Raw genomic sequence first — 2,783 nt, 5'->3', positions numbered from 1 at the left:
CGGCTGGTGGCAAGGTGCGCTACCTTGCGCGCCTGCGCGACAGCTTCGGCGGCGTTCGCGGGTGCCTCCCGACCCATGCCGGCATTGATGTTGGGGCCGAGCACGTAAGCCTCGCCCCAGAAACACATGGCGCAGGTCGGGTCCAGCTTCTGGGCGGCCCTGAAAGCGCGCTGCGCCTCGGCGTGGTTGAACGCCCACGCCCAGCGCAGGCCCTGGTCGAAATAGGCCTGCGCCAGCGGGTTGGCGGTGGTGACAGGGTAGGAATGGCTGCCGAGGTTTTCGAACAGCGGAACGCTTGTCGAATCCTCTCCAACCGCCGCCGCCTTGGCCTGGCGGTGCGGAAGGCCCGAGTCATGGGCATTGGCGGCCGGCGCCGCCAGAAGGGCGGCCAGGCTCGCACAGGCCAGTAGCGGGAGCCTAAATGAAAGCTTCATGGTTTCAGCCCGCCTTGTCTTCTTGGCCGCGCTTCAAGCCGCGGACCACCAAACCAATCTCTGACCGGCTAATCCCGATGTCCCTCAGGAAGGCATCGTCCATTGCCGCAAGGGTCCGTTCCGCCATACGGTGAACCCGGTAGTCCCGGAAAGAGCGGTAAGCTGCTCGCATTATCGACATTGCAACACTCCATGATTAGCGCCGCGGGATGCAGCGTTGCCATTGCATTTAAACCATCCCTGTTTCAGGCGTTTTTCCGCGCCGAATGCGAAGTGTTTCGTTTGTTTCAGCGCCGGGGAGCGCTTCCCGCGCGGTGCGAATTCCGAGCTGCCAGAGTCGCGGGAAACCGCCTGGGGCTGATTGGTGAACCGGCGTCCGCGATCAGCCACGCTGGCTCGCGCTCAGATGGCAACACCGGGACACCGGTTCCAATCGCCGGTTGTCTGCCGCTGGAGTAGCCATGACATTAGACGTAATCGATCGTCTGTGGTCAGGCCCGACGAGGGGGCCCCTCTTGGTCGGGCCGATATGCGGCTGTCAAATCTTCGATCGCCTGGGCTGACATCGGTACGTTGCCGTACCCGGAGATAAATATGATCGGCATGTCTGCCCGCCCGACAGCCGTCGTTCGTTCGCTGTTGCTCAAGCTAAACAACGGGTCACGGCCTGCCGTTGGGCGGCAAGGGCCCTAGCGTTCGGGTGTTCGCCGTACACGCCGTCAGCGAACCCTGTAGAACGGATTCGGCAGCAGGAACAGCTTCTCGGCATGCCCCCCGAACAGGTCCGATGGCTGGTCACCGACATTGGCAATGATCGTGTAGCCGGCCTTTTCGATTTCGGCTCTTATGGGTGCCTTGAAATCTGCGGCGGAACCATATTTGGCTCCAGGCTGGACCATGTAAAGTTGCTCATAGCCGGCATAGCCCGCCGATTGCAGGTTCTGTTCGGTCGCCCGACGCTGGTCCTCCGGACGTCCGGTGATGAAGAATACTGCGACTTTCGCCGTTCGCGCCTGCCGGAAAACCTCCAGCACAGGGTCGACGGCCGGATCCTTCGCGAGCTGGTCCCAGGCGGCCCAGCCACAGGGACCGTCGATTGCGATGTCGCAGGCGCCGCCGATCGGGCGGCCGAAATTATCACGTGTGATCACTTCCCAGTTGGCCAAAGCCGTCTCGTCGATATCGAGCACCAGTGCGGGGCGAGGCACCTCCGTTGCGCGCTTGACGACCCAATCGCCTGCCTGCTTCGCCACTGCGGCAAGGTCGCGATCATAGTCGCCGGAATCATGATAATTCGCGGCCGCCAGCATCGCGTCGCCGACATTGGCTGGCTGGGACGGACTTGTAAGAAGGAGCGAGCCGTCGGCACGCGCCGACACAGGCACATTTGTGCCAGTCATCAGCACGATTGCTCCAACGGCCGCACCACGCGCAATTCTATTCCAACTCATCGTCTGCATCATGAGACCTTGCGGTCGCGACAAGTCCTCTGTCAAGCGAGGCAAGGGCACAGGTTCTCGAAACTGCGACGCTGAATTAGACGATTCCAAAACAGACGCCGAATGTTTCTATGAGTTGCTGCAAGTTGCAGGATTTCGGCCATTGCTGCACAAATTAAATGGGATGAACGATCGTCGATGTCGGCAAGCGCTCGCAGCTTTGGCGCGTTGCCGTTCAACGGGCACCGCGGTGGAACGATCGCGGTGCCGTAGTCTGTACCCGCACAACACTTAGCAGTTCGCCTCTGTCTGCGGATCGCAGGCCTTGTTTTCTTGCTTCTGTGGCTTGGGCTTGGCCGCCTGTTCGGGCTCGGCCTGCTGCTGCTCGGCGGCAGGCTGTTCCTTGGCCTTCGACTTCTCAGGCTTGGCCGCCTGTTCCGGTTCGGCCTGCTGCTGCTCGGCGGCGGGCCGCTCCTTGGCCTTCCGCTTCTCAGGCTTGGCCGCCTGTTCCGGTTCGGCCTGCTGCTGCTCGGCGGCGGGCTGCTCCTTGGCCTTCCGCTTCTCAGGCTTGGCCGCCTGCTCGGGCTCGGCCTGCTGCTGCTCGGCGGCGGGCTGTTCCTTGGCCTTTGGCTTCTCAGGTTTGGCCGCCTGCTCGGGCTCGGCCTGCTGCTGCTCGGCGGCGGGCTGTTCCTTGGCCTTCGGCTTCTCAGGCTTGGCCGCCTGTTCCGGCTCGGCCTGCTGCTGCTCGGCGGCCGGTTGCTCCTCGGTCGTCGGCTTCTCAGGCTTGGCGGTCTCTTCCGGGTCAACCTGTTCGCCGGTCGCTGGCGCCTGTTCGGTCGTGGCTGCGCCTTCGGTCGGCTTTGATTTCCGGCCAGCCTGAACCTGCTTCACCTCCTCGATGTCTTTGAGC

At 63.0% G+C, this 2,783-nt stretch carries 3 protein-coding genes and 1 pseudogene; all 4 read right to left on the bottom strand.

What is annotated here, in order from left to right; genetic code table 11:
* Window positions 1-434 (bottom strand): annotated as a pseudogene (locus tag EOA85_RS38290) (hypothetical protein); the annotation flags it as partial.
* A 4-nt stretch (window positions 435-438) separates the two neighbouring features.
* Window positions 439-606 carry a DUF1127 domain-containing protein gene (locus EOA85_RS31785; RefSeq protein WP_280951078.1) on the bottom strand — a complete coding sequence of 56 codons (168 nt, stop codon included), beginning with the start codon at window positions 604-606 and terminating at the stop codon, window positions 439-441.
* 547 nt (window positions 607-1,153) lie between these two features.
* Window positions 1,154-1,834 (bottom strand): HAD family acid phosphatase, encoded by a 681-nt coding sequence (locus EOA85_RS31780; RefSeq protein WP_127212369.1) that lies wholly within the window; start codon window positions 1,832-1,834, stop codon window positions 1,154-1,156.
* A 330-nt stretch (window positions 1,835-2,164) separates the two neighbouring features.
* Window positions 2,165-2,783: cell envelope integrity protein TolA (locus tag EOA85_RS37820; protein WP_245486201.1), on the bottom strand; the 619-nt coding region annotated here is incomplete at its 5' end.

This window comes from Mesorhizobium sp. M5C.F.Ca.IN.020.29.1.1, from assembly GCF_003997375.1.
GTDB classification, from domain to species: Bacteria; Pseudomonadota; Alphaproteobacteria; order Rhizobiales; family Rhizobiaceae; genus Mesorhizobium; species Mesorhizobium wenxiniae.
This window is presented reverse-complemented; position numbering and strand designations above follow the sequence as displayed.

What these genes read in the sequence shown, in the direction of transcription:
- EOA85_RS31785 (WP_280951078.1), bottom strand. Translation starts at nt 606, where the DNA reads ATGCGAGCAGCTTACCGCTCTTTCCGGGACTACCGGGTTCACCGTATG.
- EOA85_RS31780 (WP_127212369.1), bottom strand. Translation starts at nt 1,834, where the DNA reads ATGACTGGCACAAATGTGCCTGTGTCGGCGCGTGCCGACGGCTCGCTC.